Annotated in this window: 3 protein-coding genes; 2 read left to right on the forward strand and 1 reads right to left on the reverse strand. The window is 64.4% G+C overall.

The window, feature by feature from the left end; translation table 11 throughout:
* Positions 1 to 267: 267 nt before the first annotated feature.
* Positions 268 to 1,296 (reverse strand): hypothetical protein, encoded by a 1,029-nt coding sequence (locus EPO50_RS28480; protein ID WP_296349963.1) that lies wholly within the window; start codon positions 1,294 to 1,296, stop codon positions 268 to 270.
* 100 nt (positions 1,297 to 1,396) lie between these two features.
* Here EPO50_RS28480 and EPO50_RS28485 point away from each other — a divergent pair, with 100 nt between their 5' ends.
* The gene (locus EPO50_RS28485; RefSeq protein ID WP_296349965.1) at positions 1,397 to 2,302 is read left to right on the forward strand and encodes an NAD(P)-dependent oxidoreductase; all 906 of its coding nucleotides are present in this window, start codon (positions 1,397 to 1,399) and stop codon (positions 2,300 to 2,302) included.
* Positions 2,303 to 2,704: 402 nt separating this feature from the next.
* On the forward strand, positions 2,705 to 3,430 hold a 726-nt coding region (locus EPO50_RS28490; protein WP_367268071.1), incomplete at its 3' end, for a calcium-binding protein.

Raw genomic sequence — 3,430 nt, forward strand, 5'->3', positions numbered from 1 at the left:
AAGGCGTGCCGGCGACGGCCATCGCGGTTGTCGGCCGTGGCGAGCAGGGCCTGCTGGTTCAGACCGGCCCGAACGTCCGCGAGCCGCAGAACCGCCGCGTCGAGATCGTCATCCAGTAAGCTGCTGGTTGACCGAGACAAAGGAAGAGGCGGCCCTCACCGGCCGCCTTTTTCTTTGCCTACATTCATTTTGTGCACGGTGAGGGTAAAATGAATGCGCCCCGCCTTTCGTCTTTACGCTGAGATAAGCTGAACCGCCCAAAGCCGCTCACCGGCCAAAAGCCTGCAGCGCAGGCCAGCCATAATCGTCGACCGACCAGGGGCGGTCCTGGGGGAAGATCACCGTCCAGGTCCGGCAATCGAACCGAATCCAGTCGTGAGCCGGAGCACCGTAGCCGGCGAGGGCGGGGCAGCGCGCCGAGCGAGCCATCGCTTCCGCCAGAGGGATGGGCTTGCGATCACGCGACACACGGCGGTTCGACCAGAGTTCCCAGCGCACCATGCCGAGCCCGCGGGCGAAGAAGAAACGCTCCAAATGATCGGCGGTGGCGATGTCGCTGCCGCCATAATGCTCCGAGACCACCACCTGGAGCCGATGACGCTCCTCCTTAGCTCCCATCGGCCCCATGACGCGGAACGGGAATTCGACCTCGTCGCGGCGAAAGCGGGTGTAGGCGTCATTGAAACGCGGCGGGCAGCTATTGATGTTCGGCACTATGTTCAACCTGGCGACACTGTCCTGCCAGACGCTGGCGACGGGCTCGCGGAAGATCAGCCAAGACAGGAAACGCCGGTCCGAGGATGCGGCCGAGCGGCAGCCTTCACCGATGAACCATTGTACGCCAGCACCGCCATCCTCGGTCAGGATGAAGCTAGACCAGTCGCCCAGGGTCAAGGCCACCTGGCCGCCGTCGCCCCGACCGCCGTCAAAGGTCCCGAAGGTCCGGCCGTTGGTCCCAAAGTCGAAGGTCTGGACGACCAGGGTGCGGCCGCCACGCTGCATCACCACCGAGTCGCTGGCCTGGTAGCTGCGCGGCGCCGAGGGGTCCCCCAGGACATCCGGCCAGTCGTGCTTGCGATAGGAGGCCGGATCGTCTGACCGCTGCAGCCGGCGCAGGGTGCAGGTTGGGTCGATGGGCAGGGTCGCGGTCGGCCTGCCGGCAGCGTCGAGGCAGAGGCTCTGGACCAGAAAGTCGAGGGGGCCGGCCTCCGCCGGTGCCTGGGCCTGCGCTGCCACATTACCGAGCAGAGAGGCCTGGGTGGTGAAAAGAGCAGCGAGAAGAGTGGTCGTCTTCATCGGCGGATCCTCTCCGAGGAAAAGGGCCGGAGCCTCGTAGAGTTAATCACAAATCTGTGGCCTCGCGGCTCCGCCTTCCTCACACTCGACCCGACCTGAGATGCCAAACACCCTTTTCATCGATTCGACGCCGGATATCGATCGCGTCTGGAAGCAGGTCCATGGGCCTGCCGACCCGCCGATCGCGATCAACATGGGCCCGGTAGCCGAGGCCGAGATTCCTGCCCTGGTCGCGGGCTGCGATGCGGTGATCAACGACGCGACCTACTTCACCGAGGCGACCCTGAAGCTCTGTCCAGGGCTTCGCCATATCGTCTTCCTCGGCACGGGCGCCGCGAGCTTCGTCGATCTGGCAGCGGCGGAACGGCTCGGCATCAAGGTCTCGACCATCGGCGGCTATGGCGACACGACTGTAGCCGAGCATGCGATGGGCTTGGTCTTTGCGGCGGCACGGCACATCGCGACCATGCATGCCCTCGTACGGGCCGGCGGTTGGCGGCCGATGCAGGGCATGGAGTTGCGTGGCAAAACCTTAGGCATCGTCGGCCTGGGTGGCATCGGCCGCGAGATGGCGCGGCTGAGCCGCGGCATTGGCTTCGAGACGCTCGCCTGGAATCGCTCGCCGCTTGCCGAACCACCGGTACCGCTGGTGACGCTCGAGGAGCTGCTCGACCGGGCGCATATCGTCAGCCTGCATCTGGCGCTGAACGACGCGACCCGCGGCTTCCTCGATCGGGAAAAACTCGTACGGCTGCGTTCAGGAGCGATCCTGGTGAATACGGCGCGGGCCGGGATCGTCGACGAGGCGGCGCTGGTCGAGCGGCTGCGCGCGGGCCAGATCGGCCACTACGCGACCGACGTCTTCTCGCACGAGCCGCCGTCGCCTGGCGACCCGCTACTGAAGCTCGACAACGTCACCCTGACCGCCCATGCCGGCTACAACACGCCGGAGGCCGCCATGACCATGTACCGCCGTGCCATCGATCTCGCGGCGAAGGGTCCCTAGACTATGGCACCCTGCCTTCGACAGGACTCAGTCGACGGCACGGTGCCGAAGGCGAAGATGCCCGCAACAACGCGTTTCCGTTTAAGCCTGACCAATGCTTGCCGACATGGTCGATGCCATGGGTGGCAAGTATTCTGATGGTGACAATGACCGCACGAGCCGAAGGCCAGATTCCAGCAACGAAGCCAACGGTTGCGTGGCCTTCCCGTTTGCCATCGATGGTATGGTGTGCCCTTGAAACATGCGATCCAGAACGTTCTAATAGGTCGGGCGCTGGCCGAGCATTTTCCAATCCAGTTGCTTGCTGCCTTACTTGAGCGCCCGCCGGTAGAGTAGAATTTTCTACCTCAATGACCCGCACCGAGGTTTTCTCGCGTTGCGCCTAATTGTGAGGGCGATGATATGCCTGTTACCGCGGTATTCTCTCCTGCCACTGGCGTGCTCACGGTTCTGGGTGACGACCTCGATAACCCGAGCACGGTCAGTCGCAACGCCGCTGGGCTCCTTCTTGTAAATGGTGGAGCTGTCGCGGTGGTGGGGGGCACACCAACAGTTGCCAATACAACCCTGATCCGCATGCTCGGCGCAAACGGTGCCGACGTCCTCACCCTCGACGAGGTCAACGGCGCGCTGCCGGCAGCCGAACTGTCTGGCGGGCTTGGCAACGACAGCCTCACCGGTGGCTCCGGCGGCGACCAGCTGTCCGGTGGGAGTGGCAACGACGTTCTCCTGGGTCGGGGCGGGGCTGATTTCTTGCTGGGGGGCGACGACAACGACACGCTGACCGGCGGCGATGGCGATGACCAGGTGTTCGGTGAAGGCGGTAACGACCGCATGATTTGGAACCCGGGCGACGACACCGACCTGTTCGAGGGGGGCGACGGAAGCGACACCGCGGAAGTCAACGGCGGAAACGGTGCGGAGGTCTTCACGGCCACCGCCAACGGCACGCGTGTGCGCTTCGATCGTATCGATCCAGCGCCGTTCAGCCTCGACATCGGCACGACCGAGGGGCTTGTCGTCAACATGAACGGCGGCGACGACAGTTTCAGCGCGACCGGTAACCTGGCAGCCCTCATCGGCGTCACGGTCGACGGTGGTACTGGCAACGACACTATGCTTGGAAGC

The organism is Reyranella sp. (assembly GCF_004297405.1).
GTDB lineage: Bacteria > Pseudomonadota > Alphaproteobacteria > Reyranellales > Reyranellaceae > Reyranella.

Excerpts from the sequence above, each read along its gene's own strand:
- EPO50_RS28485 (WP_296349965.1), top strand. The coding sequence starts at position 1,397 with ATGCCAAACACCCTTTTCATCGATTCGACGCCGGATATCGATCGCGTC.
- EPO50_RS28480 (WP_296349963.1), bottom strand. The coding sequence starts at position 1,296 with ATGAAGACGACCACTCTTCTCGCTGCTCTTTTCACCACCCAGGCCTCT.